We start from the raw sequence: 21,348 nt of genomic DNA on the forward strand, positions 1-21,348 counted from the left end.
CGTCTGCCTCGGGTGTGGCGATCGCCGTGACACGCACATTATTGTCGGCCAGAACGGCGGTTTCCTGTCCGATATAGGCATAAACCTCGGAGTTGGCCCGGGCATTGGCTGTTGTTAGCCCGGCAGACACCAACCCCCCATTGGCGGTCTTCACGTTCGAGAACGCTGTGTCGGTGCCCGACGCCTCGACGATCAGGCCACCGACATTGATAACGGAATCGTCTCCGACGTCGGCGGAATCCAGAATATAGGCGCTGGCATCGCCATTCGCCTTGGCGGTCGTCGTCGTGATCCCGACCGCGACGATCCCCCCAACCGTAAAGCCAGTCGCCTCGGCGGTGGCCTTGTTCACGCCGGTGACGGTAATCCGTGTTTCTCCGGTTGTCGTGATGGTCGCATTGCCGCCGATATAACCGTCAACCGTGGCCTCGGCCGTTGCTTCGGGCGTAGTGTTGGAAACGGTGACGCCAAAGGATGCGCCAGCGGACGTACCACGGGCATAGGCCTCACTATCGGAGCCGTCGGCATTGTGCTTGGCGATGATTGTCAGCGACGCCGCATCAATCACGGCACCCGCGCCGACATAGGCATCGACATTGGGCGAGGCGGTCGCTTCTGGGTCGACATTGCCGACCGCCACGACGCCCGCGCTGACCGACTGGATGTCGGAATAGGCATTCGCATCGGAATCCGCCGTCACCGACACATTGCCGTCTACATCAGCGTTGCCTCCGATTCGGGCGAGGACAATCGGCGAAGCGATTGTTTTTGCGATAGGAACAGTCACATTAATGATACCGCCACCGGCACCGTCGGCATTGGCAATGGCATCCGCATCGCCGGTCGCGGTGACGATGACATCGTTGCCGGTCTTGACTTTCGCGTCCATATGCGCCCTGACCGATCCGCTCGCGGTCGCGTTCGCAATCGACGCACCGACATTGGCCAGCAGTCCGATCGAGAAGTTATCGGCATCGACCTCGGCGCGGTTGCGCATTTCGGCCAGCACCTCGACATTACCGGCCCCGGCTTTGACATCGCTATTGGCGCCACCCAGCATTTCGGCCAGCACTACGGCGTTGGCCTCGGCGGTCGGCACAGAGCCCTGGCCCGCGACCAGCCCCCCGCCTGCCGATTGGGTGATGGCCTTGGCGCCACGACCCGACAATGCGTTGCCTGCATCGTTGATGTTATGCGCCGCACGCACCTTCACCCCGGTTGTTGTAGCCTTGAGGTCGGTACCGGTCCGCGCTGTCACATTCGGATTCAGCCGCACCTGCGCCAAGCTGACGCCTGCGGCAATAGCACCGGCCGTTACTGTCAGCACCCGGGCCTCGGCCTTGTGATCGGTATTGGCATCGACCGTCACGACACCGGCGGTCATTTCCACATCGTCGCCGATCTCGGCCCTGATCACGGGCGTGACATTCACGATCGAAAAGTTGAACGATCCGCCAATCGCGCCGGCGGCGCCGGCAATGGTTTCGGCATCGATCTCGACCTTGCTGGTCGCCTCGACAGTGACCGCGCCAACTGCGGTGGTCTTGCCGATATCGGCGTTGTCGTCGATCCGCGCATGGGTATCGACCGTGTTGGCATCCTGATCGTCGGCATTGATCTTGGTGTAAGACGCACCAAGCGCCCCGGCACCCACCTGGAAGCCGAGCGTATCGGCGTCGATATATTGGTCACTTGTCGCCTCGACCCGGATCAGCGAGGCATCGTCGACCGAGGCCCCATCGGAAATCTCGGCCAGCTGGGTGGAGTTGTCGTTGATGATAGCGACCGCTGCCCCAAGTCCGACGAACCCGGCATTGCCGGTCAACGCGAAATAATCGAGCGAGCGTGCGCTGTCGGCATCGACGGTCACCTGGCCAGTCGCGTCGGTATCACCACTGAGCCGCGCGGAAACCTTGCTGGAAACGTTCAGGACACCGACGACAGCACCAATGCCGCCCAGCCCGGCAGTCACCGTGCCCAGCACGAAATCTGCTTTTACGTTCTCCCGCGCCAGCACATTCGTGTCCCCACCGGTCACGAGAGACGCACCGCCTTCAATAACCGCGTTCACACCGCGGATTGGTCCCATGGACAAATCTTCGTTGGTGATCGGCGCCGCATTCAGGGAATTATTGACTTCGGTCGTGCCTATCTTGTTCCCCGAGATCATGCCTGCCGCGGTATCCATGCCGTCAGCGGCACGGTCATCGGCCGAATTTTCGGCAATATTCGCGTTGTCCTCGCTGTGGTCGTCGTAAAGACCAAGGTTGGTGGCCGCTTCTTCCGCCGTATTTCCGGCCTGCTCGCCAGCCTCGGTGGCCGCCGAAACCTCACCCTGATCGTCTGTATCATCTGTGGCGTCGCCATAGCGTTCCTTGGTCAGCGCGCTTTCAGACGGATCTCCACCATCCTCAGGGTTGGAATTGTCATATGTGTCCGAAAATTGCTCGCCAATCGACCAGACAGAGATCGAGCCGCCCAGTGCAACCACCCCGGCCGAAGCCGAAAGGGTGAAACCGCGCAGGCTCTTGTCGGACACCGCCCGCATCTGAACGTCGTCTTGGGCATAAACCATCGCACCCGAACCAATCGAGGCATTCACGTCATTCTTGATCGTACCAAAGCTTACCGCACCGGCGATACCCGCAATTCCCGCGCCAAGTGCACCGGCAGCCTCCAGCATGCTCGCGCGGTTCGAAGCCACCACGACCACATCCTGTGCCGCATTGCTGGTCAGCGGAGTCAGCCTTTGGTTGATCATGGCGCCATCCCCGATCCGGGCGGTGGCGTCACTGTCGATCAGACTGACAGTCACAGCACCGGCGATACCGGCATAAAGACCGGCGGCACCAGCGACGGAAAGCGAAGTGATATCCTCGGTTGAGCTTGCACGCACGATCACACCGTGGCGATTGTTTTCAGTCGCCAGGAACCCGTCGCCGTCAAGATTGAATTCACCGTCGCCGTTCACCGCGCCGGTCTGAATCGCGTCGATCCCGTCGGCACCTGCACCCACCGCGTCAATCTTTGCGCCGTCGCCAATCTCAGCCTTGGTGTCCTTGTCGAACAGCAATACTCCGACGCCGGCACCGGCGCCCCCACCGGCTACGCCGATCGCCACCGCGCCTGACACGATGAAGACATCGCTGTCGTCATTTGCCAGAACGCCAACATCACCACCCGCCTGGATATCAGCCGAATTGCCGATGATCGCATGCGTGGTATTGTCGATGTTGACCACGGAAATGCCGCCGGCGAGGCTGACTGTACCGCTGCCCGCCAGACCGGCCGATATGATCAGCACCTTCGATTTGGCATTAGCATCGACAATGACGTCATCCTCGGCGTCGATGGTGACATTGCTGCCGATCGTCGCCTTGGTCGTCAGTTTCAGGATCGACACATCAACGCCGGGCGCGCCCGAGCCGGTCCCGGCCACGGCAGCCGCCGCGCCAACGCCGACATGGTTGAAATCCTGACTCGCAGCGACGATCACCGACTGCCCACTATTCGGGGTGTCGGCGGCCTGGTTGATTTCGGCATTCGCATCAATAAAGGCCAGGGTTTCGCTGTCCACAATGTTGACCGCCGCGCCCACGGCAATGGCCGCAGTACCACCGCCGCCAAAACTGACCGCGTAGGTTTCGATATCATCTGTGGCACTTGCCGAAACCGCGACGCCCCTGAAATCGGGGTTGTCGGCTGCAGTGATCTGACGGCGCTGTGACAGCTGCGGATCGGTCGGCGATTCATCGGCGTTGCCGGTATCCCCGTCGATATCACTGGGCGGGGCCACATCATTGGGCGTGCCCGTTTCCAGTCCCGACGCATTCGGTGCTGCCGAACGCAGGTCTGCCTGGCCCGTTGCACCCGAAGCCGTGTTAGGCGTCAATCCCGCCTCTGCTACACCTTGTGTATCGGCAAAGAACTGTTCCGTGAAACCGCCGGTTCGGGCCGAGACTGGCGCACCCACGTCATCGCCTTCACCTGTGACCTTGGCACTGGCACCAATAAAGGCATCCGTATCCTTGTCGACGGTCGCGACACCAACCGATGCACCAATCCCCGCCGTTCCGCCCACGGCAATGCCGCCAACGATCAAATCAAGCTCGGACTCGTCCACCGCCTGCACGACAACGCTGCCCTTGGCATGGACATCCGCCGCCGCTGCGGCATCGTCCAGCAAGCTTTCCGGATCGTCACCGATAAAGGCCCGTGTCGTCATGTTAAGCACGAACACATCAGCCGCAACCGTGACGCCAAAGCTGCCGCCTCCTCCGGCGGCCAGCGAGAATGTGCTGAAATCCTCGTCGCTCACCGCATCGACCACCACGTTGCCGTCGGCGTCGATATCGGTGCCGTCCGCGATGAAGGCCTCGGTCGTCTTGGTGAAGACATGCACGTTGACACCCGCGCCAATGCCACTCTGGCCCGAAATCGCAATCGACCCTGCGACCGCGACGATGTCGGAATCCCCATTGGCGGTCACGTTGACATCCGGGTTACTTGCCCCTGCCGACACTGCATCAACGGTTGTCCCGGTGCCGATAAAGGCGCGGGTCGTCTCGTTCATTACTGTGACAAGAACAGATCCGCCGACAGCCGCGCTAGACGTCGAACCCGCTCCAGCCGCCGCAACGATAATCAGATCCTCGCTGGAATCGGCAGTGACGTTCAGGCCATCCTCGCCATCGGTCGTGACAAGAGCATTGCCCTCAATCGAGCCGATTACCTCATCAGTATGCACAAGCACCGTGCTGGCAAGCCCGACGGACGCGCCGCCCAGCCCGATCGACGCGCCGCCGGCAATCATCATCAGATCGGCATGCCCGTCCGCATCGACCGAGATATTGCCGCCCGCATTCAGCTTGGTCCGGTCAACACCGAGGCCGCCGGTCAGGACGCGTGCGCGCGTGTTCGTCGTCGCCACCATGACACCAACCGACGCCGCCACCGCAGAGCCGGACGCACCGGCGCCGAAGGTCGCAGCGATCGAAGTGAAGGTATCGTCGCTCTTGGCTTTCACGGTGATCGCATCACCAGCGGTCAGTTCCGCCTCGCCGTTTACCGTGGTCAGCACATCGCGTTCAATCACATTGACGTCAATGGCGATCCCCACCCCGGAAGAGCCCAGCGAAATGCCAAGGCTGCCCGCACCGGTAAAGAGTTCCATCGTGTCGTCGGCCTTGACCTCGACATCATCCGCCGCGTTCAGCGTGGCGTCGGTGCCGATGGTCGCCTTGGTCGAGGCAAGAATGACATTGACACTGGCCGATCCGCCCGCCGCCGCGCCCGACCCGCCGCTCAGTGCGATACCGGCGGCAAAGTTGGTAAAGCGTAGATTGGTCGATGTGAGCTCATCGTTCAGCGGGTCATCATCGCCACCGTCATCCAGAAGCTGCAAGGTATCCGACATCGGGGTCAGCGACGAGGTTGCCAGAACCTTCACACTGCCGCCGCCCTGCGCGACCAGAGAGGCGCCCATATTGACGGTCGCCGCCGTGTCGTAATCGTTGAAGATGTTCACCGAAATGGCCAGGCCAACGCCGGTGCCATTCTTCAGGCTGATCGCCGCGCCACCGGCAAGGTTCTGAACCTCGTTGACAGAGGAGGCCTCGACGATCACATCGCCGCCGGTTCCTGTCAGGCTCGACGAGGTGCCAACCGTGGCGTCGGTGTCGAACTCGACATAGTTGACCGCGATGGACCCACCAACGGCAGTGCTGTTCGCCGCCGCGCCCGAAAGCGCCTGCACCTGGAATTCGTTGGGATCGTTGGCATCCGGTGTCACCGCGCGCACCTTCACCGACGAGCCTTGAAGGCTTGACGATGTATCGGTCCGCGCCTCGTTTTTCAGAATACCGATATTCACGCCGATGGCGGCGGCAACACCACTACTGTTCGTGCTCTTGATATCAACCGAGCTCGCATTGGCGATCACGCGGTTATCGATGGCCATCTCGGCTTCGACCTCTACGGCGCCCGTGCCGGTGATGTTGGTATTGGCCAGCACCGCCGCGACGTTGTCAGCATCCAGATAGCTGCCCGCAAGACCGGCAGAAACCTGAACGGACCCGCCAGTGGATTTTCCGCCGCTGGAGGATGAATTGCTGTCCGCCTGATCAAGCGACCCGGCCCCCACGTTCTGGGTCTCGTTGTCACTGGAATCCTTGACCGTCGGCGCGGCGGCATTCGGATCGCCGGACTTGCCGGCCTGGCTTTGAGCGACAGAGGTCTGATCCTTGGTCTCCGTGTCGGAATCCGAGCCGCTTTTCGACTGACCGCCCGCGCTGGCCGCAGCCTCGGCAGTGACGGTGTAATCCGAAAGCGCCTTGACGGTGACATTGCCCGCACCGGTCACGTCCTTGCCGATTTCCGCCAGCACGTTGGATTGGCCGATATTCAGCGCCAGCGCGATACCAACCGCTGCATTCGATCCTGCCGCCTTGGCGTCGCCGGTCGTGGTGATGGTGCCGGTGTGATCGGCCTTGACCACCAGATCTCCGGTGCCAAGCGCCAGCGCCGCACCCGTACCGGTGCCAACGCGCGCCTTGGTGTCGTTCTCGTTGTATAGCACGGCAATTGCCCCGCCGACCGCCGTGCCCGATCCCGCCTCAGCACCGCCTTCCGCGGTTGTGGTCAGAGTGTCATTGGTTGTTGCCGTCACCGACAGGCCCGAAGAGGTGCCGGTCAGCACGGTACCATCGAGGACTTCGGCACGCGCTTCGTTCAGCGCCACGCCTATTGAAATCGATGCGCCGACACCCACGGCACTGCCGCCACTGCCGCTCCCGCCGCTGGACGAGGCCGCGCCCGCAGCGGTCGCCTTGGTGATCGTCTCAGTGGTCGCTGTTGCGTCCATCGTGATCGCGCCGCCATTGACGGTCAGCGTCGCATTGCCTGTGGCCGCCTGATCCGCACGGTCTTCGCCCACCGCGGCAAGGGTTATCATGTTGCCGACATTCAGCGCAAAGGAACCGGCGATCCCGGTCGACCCTCCGCTGGCGCCAGAGATCGACTCGGCGTTCTGGTCATGTTTGCTGTCACCACTCAGGGCACGCATTCCGGCAGTCACGGTCACACCGTCGTCCGCCGTCACATTGCTGCCTGCGCCAATAATGGCGAGGTTGTTCATGGTCGACACATTGATCGACACCGCGACACCCACGGCGGTGCCCGAATCGCCGACCTTGGCGGAGCCGTCCGCCTTGGCCTCTGTCGTCTGGTTATTCGTGGTCGTGACCGACACGCCGCCGGTGCCCCCGCCATTGCCGGCAACCACCGTCACGCCGTCTTCGATTGACGCTTCCGCCGTAGAGGTTGCGATATTCAGGCCAAGCGCCGCCGCGACGGAAATATCCTGTGACCCGCCGCTGCCGCCGCTGCTGTTGGAGCCTTCGGCACTTTTGGTTTTCGAGCCGAGCGTATTATCGCCGGATTTGGATTCTGCCAGATCCGCCTGGTTTTTCTGCTGGTCGTTGGCGCCCGTATTGCCGTCGCCATCGGTGTCGGATTCGTCCGCTTCCTCGGCTCCTTCGGCCGAGGCCTTGGCCATGGCCGTGGATTTTCCGTCGCCGTCCACCGACAGCGACACATCGCCATCCGCAGTCACGTTCCGCGCGAGAATCGCATTGCCTTCATCATCCACGAAGGCCAGCGAAATGCCGACGCCCACGGCGGTAGATCCCTTGACGCTTGCATCCGACTCGGTTTCGGTCTCGCCAGAATGGTCCGTGCTCAGCGACAAATCGCCGGTGATGCTCAAGGCGCCGCCGGTGCCGATCCGCGCACGGGTCTCGCGGTTATCGACGGTCACAGCGATCGCACCGGCAATCGACGTGCCGACGCCGTCAGTGCCGCCCTCGGCCTTGACCTGGTTCTCGTGATCGCCTGTCGCCTTCAGCGCGACGTCGTCGGCATTGGTCAGAATTCCGCCATTCTCGACCTCAGCTGCGGCCAGATGTTTGGAAACGCCTATGGCAATAGACAGACCAACCCCCGTGGTCTGTACATCGGTCGATTTGGCAATAGCCGCAACTGCTTGCTCCGGCTGGTCCATCTCGCGCTCTGGCGCCTCTGACTTCGAGGTCGCCGTCATGGTCACATCGCCGCCACCCGCATTCGCGTCTGCACCTGCTTCGATCAGCGCAAACGTGCCTTCGTCCTGGGCCGTGTCACCGGCATTCACCAGCGCAAGCGCAAAGGCGCCGGAAACCCCCGTATCGCCCTCAGACGCGCCCGAAATGGCCGCCGCGCCGAAGCTGTGGGTGTCATTCGCATCCACCGTTCGCATCGTGGCCGAAATCGAAATCCCGCCATTGCCGGTGATGTTGACATCGCCGCCCGACAGGATCGCCGCCTTATTGGTCAGCGTCGAGGACGAGACCGCTACGGCGATGCCCACTGCTGTTTCGCCGGGCGCCGTGGCCGAACCGTCGGCGATGGCATCCACGTCCATGTTTGCACTAGAGGCCAGAGTCAGCCCCTGGCCGTTGATGGTCGAGGAGACTGTCGCAATCGCATCGAGGGAGGAGAAGTTGAAGGCCGCCGCCGCCGCTGCGCTGACGCTGCCTGAGGACGAACCGCTGCCGTCCTTGTTGGCCGAACTTTCGCTGGACGCAGCATCGCCATCGCCTGACTTGTTATTTGCCAGCCCGATCTTTGAGTCTCGCTGGTTGTCTGCCCCGCCAGCACCGCCGGGATCGCTGTCTTCCTCGGCCCCTTCGGCCGAGGCTTTGGCCGTGGCGACCGATGCGCCCGCAACCGCCGCTGTCAGCGACACTGTTCCGGTCGCTGCCGTCACGTTACGGCGCGCGGTTGCGTTACCGCGATTGTCGACGAACCCCATGGCCAGCGCGGCACCAATGGCAGTCGAACCGCCAAGCGCCTCGCCATTTGCCATGATCGAGCTTGACCCGTCATGGGTCGTGGTCGCTGCAATATCGCCGCCCACGACCAACGTCTCGGAATCCCCCAGATCCGTGTCGGTGACATTATCCACGACCGCAATTGCAAAGGCCCCGCCCAGAACGGTTCCATCGCCCTCGGCACCGCCCTGCGCCGTTGTCAGGTCGGTGTGATCCGCCGTCGCCATCAGCGTCAGGTCGCCGATATTCGATGACCCGTTTTCAGACGACAACGCATCGCCGCGCAAGTCCGCCTTGGTCGTATTGTCAGCAATCAGCAGTGCAAAGGACGCACCCAGTCCGAATTCCGCACCGCTATTGGTGCCGTCGGTATCGGGTGTGGCACTGGTCGTCGCAGATGTCGTGCTGTTGGCCGTCAGGATCAGGTTCGCACCGACCAGGTCAAGCGAAGCGCCCGCCTCGACATAGGCCTCGACCGTCGTCGTCAGGAAGGTCAGCGCAAAGCTGCCCGCCACGCCGGTATCGGCGGAATCGCCAGTGCCCGAAATCGCCGTGACCGTATAAGTGTCGCCCGCCGCCAGTGTCGAGGAGACATTGATCGTGTTCGCCGTGTAGGTTGCCGAACCACCTAGCCAGGCCGACACAGTCGTGTCAATGATGCCGGTGGCCACCGCCACGCCGACGCCTGTCGCGCCGTCGCCGGTGTTGATGCCGCTCGCCGAGGCGGTAACGGTTTCCGTCGCCATCGCGGACACATCCACCGTACCCGCCGTGGAGCTGGCAATCGTGCCGTCGGAATCGATAAAGGCCTGCGTTGTGGGTCGGTAATCGACCACGGTGACCGCCGCCGCGAACTCTATCGATCCACCGCCTGATTCCGTATTGGCGGCATCTTTCGTGTCGCCATCATTATTCGCGTCGTCCAGCCGCTTTTCCGACTGGTTCGTTCCGCCGCCATCTTCCGAGCCGCCGGAGGTCGAGGTCGACGCCGCGCTGATCACGCTGGTCAGCGTCGACGACACGGTGACCGCACCGCTTGCATTAATGCTGCCGCCATCGACCGAGGCCAGCGTCGCGCTATTGACCTCGGTGACACCCAGTGTCGCCCCGAAAACGCCGCCTGACCCGTCAGCGGTGGAGCTAACATTCAGGTCGGACACCGCCGTCAGAGCAACCGTGCCCGTCGTGGTCAGAGAGCCGCCGGTCATGGTGGTGCTCGCACCAAGCCCGAGACCGGCGCCAAAGAGATCCCCGACCAGCACCAGCGAAATCGCGGCATCGGTCGTCGTGGATTCGCCACCGTTCCCGTCGGCCGCGTCCTCAAAGGCGATGTCCACATCAACAGACGTGGCCGCCAGGATATTCGCCGCGCTGATGGTCGCCCACGCCAGCCCGATCGTGGCAGTCGGCATGATACCCACGAGATTGGCCGCAATGACGCCGCCGAATTCCGAGCGGGTAATCGTCAGGTTCTGCGCCGCTGCCATCGCGGTCATGGCCAGATCCCCTGCTGCGGTGATCATGCCTGACACGTCGATGGTCGCCTCGGGCAGAGCCACGAACAGTCCGTCAAAGGTGCCCCCTAGCGACCCGTTGGGCAGAATCTCCCCGTCATCCGTATCGGACGCCGCCAGAGTCACGCTGCCCACGCTGTCGCCATCGGCAACGGCGTTGATCGTACCGGTGATATCAATCTTCTCGGCATTGATGGTGACATTGCCCGCGGTCAGCGTGCCGGTGACGTTCACCACATCCTTGCCATCTTCGCCATTGATCGTCAGGTCGATTGTCCCGAGGTCGGTATTCAGAATGGTCAGTTGATCCTGCGACAAGATCGGAAGATCCAGATCGCCACCAAGGTTGATGGTCAGCGAATTGGTGGGCGTCATGAAAGTGACGGATTCAAATGTCGGAATGCCGATCGAGCGCAAAATGTGTTGTCCACCGCCCAAAGATTCCAACTCGGCGACATCGTCGCGGTCATCGCCCAGCAGTCCGACGTCAGTATCGTCCGGGACAACCGGCAAGGTTCCATTGGTCGAGATCACCCGGTCGGCCACCGTCATCGTATCGGTGATCGGCTCCAGCCCGGCATAAGAGATCACCTGACCGTCTCGAACGATAGAGCCGGAATGCGCATCGTCGGCCTGATAGGTGACGGACTCAAACGAGCCGCCATCAAGCACCATCGAGTCAAACCCGCCCTCGCCGCCGTCAAGCCCGCCACTCAGGCCGCCGGTTTCGGTCACGGTAAAGGTGTCTTCGTTGTCGTCCGCGCCCTGCAGGTTTTCCACGGCCACGAAATTGAGGCCTTTAACACTGCCGGAATTCTCGCCATCAATGTGCCAGAACGTGTCCTCTGCCGGTCCCATCAGCGTGTCGTCACCACCGCCGCCATCAAACAAGATCGACACGCCCGCAGGGAAATCACCTGCGACGTTTATCGTCAGCTTGTCGTTTCTGTCGGTGCCCTGGAGGGTCAGTTCGGTGGTGTCTGCCAGTGCCTTTTCATCAACCAGATCGCCGGTCTCGTCGTCGAATACCTTGAACGCCTGCGCCACCGTGTCGAATTCCAGTGTGTAGGACGCTCCGCTATCGTCGAGATCGGCCATGGGGATGATGTCGGCAGAGAGCAGGAAACGGGGCTCAAGAGCCTCGAGTTTGACGGCGGAAACCGATACCGGTAACCGATGTTCCTGCATCGCTCGAAACCTCGACATAAATCGATGTCGTGTCTCGCCGGAGAACCACCGTCTTTCATTTTCTCTGATGCGCGCATTAGGGCTCCCTACTGGGGATGCACCGATTCGAAATGAACTAGGAGCAAATGGAAATGCCATTTTACCCTCCCTTTTTCGACAGTTTTTTTTGCGGGAACTCAGTGCATTACATATTTCCGCGTTGCGTTCTTTTCGTCGCCGAAATTCAGAAAAAATATGACTTTTTAGCAGACTTCCCAGAAAATACTATAGCATGGGGATGTGATTTAAAGAGAACAAAAATTTAATTTACTTCTTTATCCCTCTCTGACAGAGGCAGGCGGGATTGGCGCTATCCTTTAACGAGTTCCAAACGGCAGCGATGCCCGGCGGGCAGAGTGCCATCAGGATTTGGCAGTTCCAGCACCAGTACGAAAGTGGCGCTCGCTGCATCGAAAACCGGATCAACCGAGATCACAACCGCGTTGTATTCACCATGCAAAGGCTCGGCAGGATGCACCAAAGCATGGTCTCCGACACCGACCTTTCCATATAGGGACACCGGCAGAAAAGCCTCGATCCGCAGCGGGTCGAGCCGCACCAGTTTCAGAATGTGATCATCTGCGTCGACATATTCACCGCCAACCAGAACCCGCTCGCGCACCAGCCCGTCAATCGGGCTGTAGATCGTGCGCTGTCCCAGGCTGATTTTTGCCCGCGCCAACTCTTTCAGGGCCAGATCGCGGTTGAGCTCGGCCTGCAACAGAAGGCTCTGGGCCGAGATCAGCTCGCTTTCGATCTGATCCAGCGCCTCCTGTGTGGTGATGCCCCGCTCGAACAAGGATACGACGCGCGCATAGCGGCGCTCCATCATATCTACTTGCCGCGCCTGCGCATCGACCACGCCGGTAGAATTGGCGCGCAATTCCAGGATCTCAACGGTACTTTCCTCGACCGCCGAAATCAGCTGCGCGACCTCCTGCCCTTTGGTGACCCGGTCCCCCAGATCGACCGTGACCGCCTCCAGCATGCCTGCCACGGGACTGGCCAGTTCGATCGCTTCTGACGGGTCCATCAGGCAATCATAGCTCTCCGCAGCAAGCGGCGCGGCCCAGGCCCCGAACATGGCCAGCGGCAGAGCAGTAAGAGACAGCAAGCGGATCATTCCAGACCTCCGGTAAAGGACAGTAAACGGTTCATGCGCCGGTCCTGACGCACCAGCTCGCGCCGGGCGCGGGCGTGGGCTTTTTCGGCGCGTTTCTGAGCCAGATCAAAAAGCTTAAGCCGGGCGCTCCACCCGAGCACGGGAATCCGCGCCAGCAGCCGCATGACCGGCGCGTGAATGACTTTCAGAATCGGATCTTCAAGCGACAGGATCACCGAAACCGACCCAGGCTCGCCGCGCCGCCCGGCGCGGCCTGCAAGCTGGCGGTCGATACGGCTCGCGTCATGGCGTTCGGTCAAGATCACATGCAGGCCCCCGGCCTCGCCGACGCCCTTGCCCAAGACGATATCGACTCCGCGCCCTGCCATATTGGTCGCCACGGTGATTTGCCCCGCCTGGCCCGCCTCCGCGACCACCTCGGCGCTTTCGTAATCGTTCTCAGCATTCAAAACCCGGTGTGGCAAACCATGCGCCTCCAGCACCTCGGAAACGATCAGCGAAGTCTCGACCGAGCGGGTCCCGATAAGCACCGCCCTGCCCTTTTCGGTCTCGCGTGCGGCGATGCCCGCCACCTTCTGCCATTTGGTCGCCGCACGGGAATAGACCCGCGGCATCCTGTAGCGCAGTTTCGAACGGCGATGCGGCGGGATACGTCGCGTGATCAGCCCGTAGACGCTGCGCATTTCGCCGGAAACCTCGCGCACTGTACCGGACATGCCCGCCAGTTTCACATAGCGCCGGAACAGGCGCTGATAGCTCATCCGAGCCATCGCCAGGTTCTGTCCCGTCACCTCGACCTCTTCCTTGGCCTCGACAAGCTGGTGTAGCCCGTCCGACCAGCTTCGGTCCGGCTGCAGACGACCGGTATATTCATCGACAATCTGAACCTTCTCCTCGCGCACCAGATACTGATCACCGGAACGAAAGATATGCAGGACAGACAGAGCCTGGGTGATCACCTCCTCGCGCCGGATCGCGCTTTTCCAGATTCCGTCCTCCTCCGCGACGATCCTGGCGATATGCGCTTTGCCCGCCTCGGTCAGATTGATCCTGCGTTCATCGCGAATGAGCTTGTAGTCGCGCCCGTCCTGCAACTGTCGCGCAACCTTGAGCGCGCGGTTGGCCCAGGCGGCCTCTTCCTCGGGATCAGTCTGGTGTGAAATGATCAGCGGCGTGCGCGCTTCGTCGACCAATACACTATCGGCCTCGTCAACAATGGCGAAATGCAGGCCACGCATAACCGGCTGGTTCTGCGCGTCCTGCGCCGCTGTCACCCGCCGCAGACGCTGACGCAACCCGCGCGGGCCCTCGGGACCGAAATGCATGCGGTCGCGCAGATAGTCAAAGGCCATCTCGGTATTCGACCCATAGGTGATCTCGGCGCGATAGGCCTCGCGACGTTCAGGAGGCTTCATGTCCTCAAGGATCACCGATGTCTGCAAGCCCAGACGCCTGTTGACCGGGGCCAGAGTATCGGCGTCCCGCTCAGCCAGGTAATTGTTGACGGTAATGACATGCACTGGCAGCCCGGCCATCGCGGCGGTGGCCGCGGCCAAGCCCGCAGTGATGGTCTTGCCCTCACCGGTATCCATTTCGATCAGCCGACCGCGCAGCATCGCCAGCGCCCCAAGGATCTGTTCCCTGTATTGCCTCATCCCCAGCTCGCGAAACGAGGTCTCGCGGGTGAGTGCAAGACCGGCGACAATAGTACTGCCCGTGAGACCCTGCCGCCGGATTTGTGTTCGCAACTTCAGGATTTCCACGTCGAAGGCGTCATCGTCCAGCCGCGCCAGCCGCCGCGAGACCCGCCCCACGCGCCACAGCGTCACCTGATCCGAAAACGGCGCGACCAGCCGTCCCGTCAGCCGCGCGATGGCGGCAACCGCCGTCTGACCGGCCTCGTCGAGCCAGCCGGGATCGTCATCTACCCGTTCGGGATAATACCGGACGGGTGGCGCGCTGATCAGATAGGTTACGCTCATCGCCTCATCCGGGATCAGGCCTCCTCGGCCTCGGACGCGGCGCTATCGGACGCGTCATCAGCATCAGGGGTAGCATCATCTGCAGGAACCGCGGAGCCGTCTCCCATACGCTGGATCATGGTCTGAAAATGACGCATCGAAAACAGGTGCAGATAGGCGCATTCCAGTTCGTCGGTGTCGAACATCCGCCGCAGGTCTTCGTCCGACAACGCCTTCAGCGCGTCACGGTCAATGGCCTGGAAACCCGAAAGTGATCGGCGCGCGCCATCGGGCATGTTGAACTGGGCCTGCATCGGCTTGAGCAGCTTGAGATTCTTCAGTCGCTCGCAAAAGGCCTCGGTGCGGCGGAACTGGCCCTGATACTCCTGCAGGAAGCGCAGGATATTCTGCAGGTAAACCGTCTGAGCGCCATCGCTGTCGAACAGCCTTTCGCCCCGGCCCTCCCGGTTGCAGCCGTCAAAGCTTTCGTCGATGTTCAGGATAAAGTTCTTGCCATCCTTGTCGGTGGAAAAGACGAACGGATAGCGCCGCACGAAGGCGGGGATATACGTGCCTTTCTTCCAGCCGCCACCCTCCTCTAGAAAGAGGTTCTCATTCTCGCTCACGCCAAGGATCACGGCCGGCATCACTTTGTCTTCCGTACCGGCGAACACCACCGGGTAATGCGCGGCAGCTGCGGTGAATTCGATGGCCGTTAGCGGGACCGAATTCACCTTTCTGGTAAACTCGTAGCTCTGACCGGTGCGAACACTAATATCTCCATGTTCCTTCGCGGTGACCATCTTGGCGTTTTCGTAGAAGAGAAGTTGCGTAGCCATTTCGATTTATCCTTTTCTTGGTTTCCTAAATTCTCAGACCCTTTGATCCTTGGTTACGAAATACTTGAGGAATACGCGTGTCCCCGCGCGCCAGAGCCTGTCGGCAAGAGGCGCATCCTCATGCGCGAAACGTACGAAGACGCGCGCGCCATAAACCGGGATCTCAACCAGATCATCCAGCCTGAGATCCATCTGATAGGTCGGCTCGAATGTCTGCAGCCGCTGGCGCGGCGCCGAGGGGTCAAGCACGGCGCGCCCGCCCCCGTCAGTGGCCAGCGCAAGTGATGGCAACGTTCTTGACAGTCCGGGCGCGGCGCGAATAACCGTAACCGGATGAGTGATATCGGGATCGTAGGCAAAGCGCACTTCCAGCCCACGGGTCTGGCTCCGCACCAGATCCGATTGCGCCTCGGAGACAGCAACCCGCACGACCGGATCTTTGAAACCGGCCACAACGGCCAGCAGATCGCCCCTGCGGACAAAACGGCCTTCCAGATCTTCGCCAAGGGGCAGGATCACTCGCCCGCCCTGCCCTGCCACAACGGTCTGCCCGGCGATGCGGGCCTCGGTCAGGGCCAGGTCCGCCTCGGCGGCTGCGCGTTCCTCCTGCATGATCTGCACGGCGATCTGATCACCTGCAAGCTCGGTAATCAGGCGGCGGTCGATTTCGACAATGCGTGATTTCAGCACGTCGCGACGCGCCATAATCAGCGGGTCCTCGATCCGCAGGAGCGGCGTACCGACGGCCACGGTCTCACCGGGGGTCACGTAAACTTCGCCTATCATGCCATCCCAGGTGGCGTTGGCATACGCCTCAGGGGGCGGGATAATGATGCCCTCCGATAAGGTGGCATGGGGCACGGGCACCGCCATCAGGACAGCCACCAGTGCTGCAACCGTTCCGCCGGTCACCGCAAAGGCCCGGCCCCTGTGACGCCGGATCATCGGCGAGGTGAAAAGCCACCACACACCCTTGAGGATCGGCCAGCCCAGCATCAGGAACATCGCCCACACCGCCAGTATAGCCCCGATCACAAAGAACCGCGTCGCCACCAGGCCGATAATCGCCAGCATTATAAAGAGCCGGTAGATATAGGCGGCAACCGCATAGCCCACGAACCAGGCGGGTTCGTTCGGTGCCGTCACCGGGTTTTCCGCCCAGCTCATGCCAAACGCATAACGCTGCACGAGATAACCGAGATATTTGTTCGCCCGCTGACCCAGATTGGGAATCTCGACCAGATCGCACAGCACATAATAGCCGTCGAAGCGCAGCAGCGGATTGCCGTTGAACAGTAGCGTTGAAACCCCGCTGATCAGCATCACGTTGAAGGCAAAGGCCCGCAGGATCCCTTCTTCCGCCCCAACCCAGATCATCATCGCCAAGGCCGCCATCAGGATCTCGACCAGAATGCCCGCAGCGCCGACAAGGGCACGTTTCCACTTGCTCGAAAAAGCGATGCTGTCTGAGGCATCGACATAAGGCACCGGCATGAAAACAAGGAACATGATCCCGATCTCATGCACCGTCCCGCCCCATCGCTTGATGAAATAGGCATGCCCCAGCTCGTGAAATGCCTTCACGAAAGGATAGGCGATCAACAACAGAACCAGGTTGTCGGCGGTCAGCGTGCGGTCCAGCAAGTTTTCCGTCAGCGGCCCCCAGTTCACCGCCGCAAGCGAAATGCCATAGACCACAGTCGCGATATACAACACCACGCCGAACAAAGACAGAAACGGACGCACCAGCGCAATCGTCGCATTCAGGAAGTCATCGGGATCGAATACCGGCAATCTGAGCGCCAGCGGGTTCATCACCGACTTAACCAGCTTTTGCCGGGCCGAACGCCGCCCCCGATCCGACAGCTCCAGGATGTCCGGCGGCACATCGCCTGAAAGCACATCCGCCGAATAGAGCTGCCCCACCAGACGCACGATTTCGTCTTGAGTGACCGCGTCGACTTCAAGAACTCTGACCGCATCCTGCCATATCTCGTCCAGCGTGCGCTTCCCGTCCATCATCGCAATCAGGCGGTAGGCCTCGGGCGTGAACCGATGGAATCGCCCCGATGTCCTGTCCTGAAGGACAAACCACAGATCACCACGATAGATATGACGGTGAATCCTCACGTGCGCCCGCAGGCGCGGCCTGAACTTTGCAACCCGATACCATGAGGCGCTGGACCAGCTGCGCGTCTTCATGGCAGCCACCGCCAGAGGGCCAGGCGAAACCAGTCGACCAGATCATGGCTCATAACCCAGGCCAAGCGGCGTCTGTCTATATCAGTGCGCGAGACGCCCTCCATTCCCGGACGCACCAGACCGGTATCCCCGAGGAGTTCCGCCTCGACCCGGAAATAATTTCGCCCCTCACCCTGCTGCGCCAGTGGCGTTATCCGGGTGACGCGATAGTATAGCGCCGCTTCAGGGAAGGCAGACAGACGCAACGCCCCCTCCTGTCCCGGGGAAATCTCGTCGATGTCACGCTCATGAATTTCCAGGGCAACACGGAACCTATCCAGCGGCGCGATACGGAACAGCGTCTGCCCGCGCTCTATTGAGCCACCGACCTGTTGCGAAAGGTCGCCTTCCACCACATACCCCGCGAACGGGGCGCGGATGCGAGTTCGCTCCAGCTGTTCCGCGATCAGCTTCAGCTGAGCATCGGTCTGGTCCAGCTGGGCACGGATGATATTGGCCTGGGCCATCTCCCGTTCGGCGATCGCCCGATCCAGTTCACGCGAACGCTGCGCCCGCGATGTCGCCAGACGCAGCTGTTCAAGGTTCAGATCCTTCTCGTCGAGCACCGCCATGATCTGACCGGCCTCTACACGGTCACCTGCCCGGGCCGATTGTGCGGCGAGATAACCATTGAACGGCGCGATGACACTACGCTGTACCTCACCCTCGACCCGCGCTGGCGCCGTGATCTCATAATCTGAGGACGTGTACCACAGACCCGCCGCCCCACATACAACTGCCAGTGTTGCCAGCTTTGCCCCGAAATGGCGTGGTCCGATCAGCGCCGCCAGAACCCAGCGCAGGCTCGACAGGATCTTGACCGGCAGCCAGCGGTTATCCTTGCGCCGGTCCTCCAGTATGGGCCCTGCGATGGCCGCCACCGCATCTGCCACTTCCACATCGACCGGCTGAAACGGTGCATCGGCGCGCCGCTCGAATGTCAGCGCCCCGGTGATCTCGTCCCCCGCCATCAGCGGCACTGTCAGGACCGAGGCCACCCCGTGCGAGCTTGCCAGTTCCGAGGAGGCGCGGGTAACGCGGAACTCCCAGCCCTCGGGCATCGGCCACAGGATTACCGCTTCCTGGTCCACGGCTTCATCCATGGCCAGCCCCACCTCGCGGATCAGGCTTGCCCGGCGCCCGAAACTGGCCGCCGAGGACACCGCCCGCACCTTGATCCTCTTGCCCTTGCGCAGGCCGAGACTGACGGTTTCGCAATCCATGCGCCGCGCCAGATCGGTCACGAGGGCCGCGGCGGCATCCGAAAGTCGGTCATGTTCCAGCAGTGTCGCCAGCATGTCGAAAGCGACCGTTACGCGCTCGCGCAACTCGCCATCCTTGGCCTCCTGCTCGCGCCGAACCAGAAGCTCGATCCAGGACGCCCCCCACTGCAAACGTCGAAATAGTGCCGCCGTGGGGGCCGCACTTGCCGGAACGCTGATTGCCAACGCCCCGAACAAACCATCGAAAATGATCAGCGGATATGCTAGGACCCGCCGGTCGGTCCCCTCGCCGAACACCACGCTCTGCCGGGATTTCAGCGCCTGGTCTGCGGCCTCGTTCAGGTCGGTGGCGGCCTCGGTGCCAACAGGCCAGCGCGCAACCGGTTCGAAGGGCCCGGAATCCGGCACCTCACCGGTTACCAGCAGGCCGGTGGCCATGCCGTGTACTTGCCGGACCATCAGACCCAGCCAAGTTTCCAAATAGGCTTCGACGGTCTCGGATTGCTGAAACCGAACCCAAAGAGATTGATCAAGAATAGCATAAGACACCGCAGGTGCAGCTTCCATCGCGTCAGACGGCGCTTCGCTGCGGTCTTCAGCCATGCATACCCTCCCAAATGGTTCAAGCACGCGAATTGATGCTGCATGCCATGTTTGCGGCGCACACAAAATCTCTACACAGAAAATAAGGCGCTCGCCTAGGTCTCCACCGATGGTAGTCCTCAGGCGGCGTCCGCCGCAAGACTCTTTTTGAATCATGCTGTTGCATCCGGCAGTCGGCGCACGCGTCTGCGGACAACTTTTCGCAGTATCACACTTTCGAACACATCATATTGGGCTCTGCCATGCCGGGATCACAGGAGATGAACTCAGCCAGCGGCCGGTGTTCGAAATGGGTACGCAGAAATTCTGCGTGAAAGCACTTCGGTATGCTCAGTTCCAGCCTTCCCATCGGGGTTGCATGAGGGATGAGCTACCCCCCGAAATTCGGACACTGACGTAAGCTGCGATTTGTTGTCTGCTGATCTTCAATACGAAGGAGATCAGACATGTCGAAACGGAAGCAACATCACCCGGGGTGCTGCAAGACGAATTCGAACCAGTCTCCGAATGGACAGTGACACTGCCTCTTATTTTGCGCAGAGGCCGCGCCACTCGGCAAGAGCGGCGGCGCGGTTGAGTTTGAAATTGGGTCGAGTTGAGAGGCTGCGCTCCTGATTAAAGTGATTTTAGACGGAAGCGTGAACGGCGGCAAATTTCTGCAAACTTCGCATGCGCCTGAAACGCAACATCGCCCTCTCCAGTCGTCGGAAAGGGAGGTGCGAATTCTCCGCCCGATTGTTCAGCCAGCGGCCCGTTTCCTGCCTGTTTGCGGCGCCGATCTCTTTCAGCGCGGCACCGTAGGACCGCAGTCGGTCCGTGACGACAACCTCCGGCCGAGGTGGTGTCAGACCAATTCGAACTCGTCTCTGCAAGGACAGTGAGGCTGTCCCTTATGCCGCACCCAGATCGCGCCACTCGGCAAGAGCGGCGGCGCGGTTGAGCTTGAAATTGTCCCTGCTGTAGAGGGCGCGTTCCTTATTGAAATGGTTGCAGACAGAGGCATGAACGGAGGCGAATTTCTGTAAACTTCGCATGCTGCGGAAACGTTGCATGGCCCGTTCTAGTCGTCGAAACGGAAGGTGTGAATTCTCCGCGCGATTGTTGAGCCAGCGACCGGTTTCCTGCCTCTGCTCGTTGCCGATTTCCTTCATTGCAGCACCGTAAGACCGGAGTTTGTCGGTCACCAGGATATGAGGGTGACCGTGACGCTTCATAGTTTTCCTGAGGAATTTCAACGCTGCTTTGCGGTTCCGGCGCTTTGTGACATAGCTTTCCAGCACCTCGCCCTCGTGATCCACGGCACGCCAAAGGTAATGCGTCTCGCCATTAATCTTCACAAATACCTCATCCAAATGCCACTGCCAGTTCGAGTATGCGCGCATCTGCTGAACTCGTTTGCGGCGGATCTCAGCCGCAAAAATCGGGCCAAATCTGTTCCACCAGAACCGAACGGTTTCATGGCTGATTTCAATGCCCCGTTCATGCAGCAGATCTTCGCCGTTGCGGAGCGAAAGCGGAAATCGAACGTACATCATCACGGCAAGGCGAATGATTTCTGGGCTCGTCTTGAAGTAGCGGAATGGGGAGCGTTTTGTCATTCAGCGAGGCTACGAAACCGCCCTGCCCGGCTCAAGGTAGTTTCTTCTGACAAGACCACGCAGAGTCCATTTGTGTAGACGGAGTCGCATCAGGCTTTTTCAGGAAAGAGCCACCCCGTGATCGGCACCACCGCTCGGCTGACAATCGGGAC

7 protein-coding genes and 1 pseudogene (1 of these 8 only partly in view) are annotated in these 21,348 nt (G+C 61.1%); all 8 read right to left on the minus strand.

What is annotated here, in order from left to right:
* A protein-coding gene (locus tag BUB78_RS17140; RefSeq protein WP_073200198.1) for an LEPR-XLL domain-containing protein crosses the window boundary here: on the minus strand, positions 1-11,569 show its beginning. 18,221 nt of this gene lie to the left of the window's left edge; 11,569 of the gene's 29,790 nt are visible here — the first part of the coding sequence; the start codon lies at positions 11,567-11,569; its stop codon lies off the left edge, out of view.
* A gap of 349 nt (positions 11,570-11,918) precedes the next feature.
* Positions 11,919-12,731 carry an efflux RND transporter periplasmic adaptor subunit gene (locus BUB78_RS17145; RefSeq protein ID WP_073200201.1) on the minus strand — a complete coding sequence of 271 codons (813 nt, stop codon included), beginning with the start codon at positions 12,729-12,731 and terminating at the stop codon, positions 11,919-11,921.
* The gene (locus BUB78_RS17150) at positions 12,728-14,713 is read right to left on the minus strand and encodes a preprotein translocase subunit SecA (RefSeq protein WP_073200202.1); all 1,986 of its coding nucleotides are present in this window, start codon (positions 14,711-14,713) and stop codon (positions 12,728-12,730) included. Before BUB78_RS17150 ends, BUB78_RS17145 begins: the two co-directional genes overlap by 4 nt.
* 14 nt (positions 14,714-14,727) lie before the next feature.
* Positions 14,728-15,531: a SapC family protein gene (locus BUB78_RS17155; protein WP_073200205.1), complete on the minus strand. Its 804-nt coding sequence runs from the start codon at positions 15,529-15,531 to the stop codon at positions 14,728-14,730.
* Positions 15,532-15,564: 33 nt separating this feature from the next.
* Positions 15,565-17,661, minus strand: coding sequence for a peptidase M50 (locus BUB78_RS17160; protein ID WP_245813558.1), 2,097 nt, complete (start codon positions 17,659-17,661; stop codon positions 15,565-15,567).
* Between the two features lie 68 nt (positions 17,662-17,729).
* A complete protein-coding gene (locus tag BUB78_RS17165) occupies positions 17,730-19,598 on the minus strand; it encodes a GAF domain-containing protein (protein ID WP_073200209.1) in 1,869 nt (622 codons plus the stop codon).
* 527 nt (positions 19,599-20,125) lie between these two features.
* A pseudogene (locus BUB78_RS17170) lies at positions 20,126-20,431 on the minus strand (DDE-type integrase/transposase/recombinase); the annotation flags it as partial.
* A gap of 57 nt (positions 20,432-20,488) precedes the next feature.
* Positions 20,489-21,196 carry an IS6 family transposase gene (locus BUB78_RS17175; protein WP_073200211.1) on the minus strand — a complete coding sequence of 236 codons (708 nt, stop codon included), beginning with the start codon at positions 21,194-21,196 and terminating at the stop codon, positions 20,489-20,491.
* Positions 21,197-21,348 lie beyond the last annotated feature (152 nt).

It is taken from the genome of Roseovarius marisflavi, from assembly GCF_900142625.1.
GTDB classification, from domain to species: domain Bacteria; phylum Pseudomonadota; class Alphaproteobacteria; order Rhodobacterales; family Rhodobacteraceae; genus Roseovarius; species Roseovarius marisflavi.

Coding starts and splice junctions, on each gene's coding strand:
- BUB78_RS17175 (WP_073200211.1), bottom strand. CDS start 21,196: ATGACAAAACGCTCCCCATTCCGCTACTTCAAGACGAGCCCAGAAATC.
- BUB78_RS17155 (WP_073200205.1), bottom strand. CDS start 15,531: ATGGCTACGCAACTTCTCTTCTACGAAAACGCCAAGATGGTCACCGCG.
- BUB78_RS17150 (WP_073200202.1), bottom strand. CDS start 14,713: ATGAGCGTAACCTATCTGATCAGCGCGCCACCCGTCCGGTATTATCCC.
- BUB78_RS17165 (WP_073200209.1), bottom strand. CDS start 19,598: ATGGCTGAAGACCGCAGCGAAGCGCCGTCTGACGCGATGGAAGCTGCA.
- BUB78_RS17145 (WP_073200201.1), bottom strand. CDS start 12,731: ATGATCCGCTTGCTGTCTCTTACTGCTCTGCCGCTGGCCATGTTCGGG.